Source organism: Microbacterium sp. HMWF026 (assembly GCF_003061325.1).
Lineage (GTDB): Bacteria > Actinomycetota > Actinomycetes > Actinomycetales > Microbacteriaceae > Microbacterium > Microbacterium testaceum_E.
Map to the genome: position 1 here is coordinate 1 of NZ_QAJB01000213.1, position 1290 is coordinate 1290.

1 protein-coding gene is annotated in these 1290 nt (G+C 70.9%); it reads left to right on the forward strand.

Going from position 1 to position 1290, the window contains the following annotated elements:
• Positions 1 to 192: 192 nt before the first annotated feature.
• Complete coding sequence (locus DBR36_RS08825; protein WP_108318634.1) at positions 193 to 1020, forward strand: DUF559 domain-containing protein; 828 nt, start codon at positions 193 to 195, stop codon at positions 1018 to 1020.
• The last annotated feature ends 270 nt before the right edge of the window (positions 1021 to 1290 follow it).

The following is a 1290-nucleotide window of genomic DNA, read 5'->3' on the forward strand; positions in this document are numbered from 1 at the left end:
GTTTCGACGACTCGCCGATGACAGGGCGACCGAACACGGCGTGTCGGACGATCGGCCCGCCGTTGTGCACGGCGGGGAGGGTGACAGGACCAGGGTCGGGGGTGATCTCGACCTGCCCTCCCCAGGGGCGGGTTCTTCACAGTCATCGGTCGCGGGCCCCGTGGCGCGGATGCGCAGCCGGATGGTGGAGGGATGTGCACCAATCGAACCCCGGTCCGTACCTACGCCGAGCTGCGCGCAGAGGGACTGACGCGCCGCGCCCTCGCCGCCGCCGTGTCGTCGGGCTCGCTGCTCCATCTTCGTCGCGGCGTCTACGTCGACGCGGGCGCGTGCGGACCGGTCGTATCGGCGGCACGGCACGGCGGCGCGCTCGCCTGCGTGACGGCGGCTCGTCACCTCGGACTGTGGGTCTTGGACGCGACCGACGTGGTCCACGTGTGGATGCACGGCTCGGGGCACACGCACGCCCACGAGGATTGCGCGTGCCGCCCGCACTGGGACGACCTTCCCACCGGCCGTTTGTTCGATCTCCCCGGGGTCGCGGTGGCCCTTCGCCAGATTCTGAGGTGCCTCGGCGTCGAGGAGTTCTTCGTAGCGGTGGAGTCGGCACTACGGAAGCGACTGCTCACCGCGGCGGACCGGGCCTGGCTCAAGGATCACATCAACGAATCCGGACGCGCGGCGCTGGCCTTTGCTCGATCGAATGCCCATAGCGGTCTCGAATCGTTGATGAGGTGGCGACTCCGCACGCACGCGCTGGCCGTACGCACGCAGACGCGCGTCGTCTCGGGGGGCCGGGTCGACCTCCTCATCGGCGACCGGCTCATCGTCGAGGCCGATGGCGCACCGTTCCACGAGGGAGGAAGCCAGCGGCACCGTGACCTCCGACGTGACGCGCGGGCGGCCGTGTGGGGCTTCGTGACACTCCGCTTCGATTACGCGTTGATCGTGCACGACTGGCCGACCGTCGAAGCGGCCATCCTCGCCTACGTCGATCGCGGTCTGCACCTGGGCCGCTGACGTCCTCGCCGTCCGACAACGCGCCCCCACCTGCACCCCGGCCGACGTGCAACCGAGCACAACGGCTGGCCATTCTCAGACACGCCGCACCACGACACCCCTCCCCCGGCGAGTCGCACCCACCACCCGCCGTTATGCACGCCCAGCCGCACCGCCGCGCACCTCCCGACCGGCATCCCCGGCCGACGTGCACCCGAGCACAACGGCGGGCCATCCCCCGACACGCCGCACCACGGCATCCCTCCCCCGGCGCGTCGCACCCACCACCCG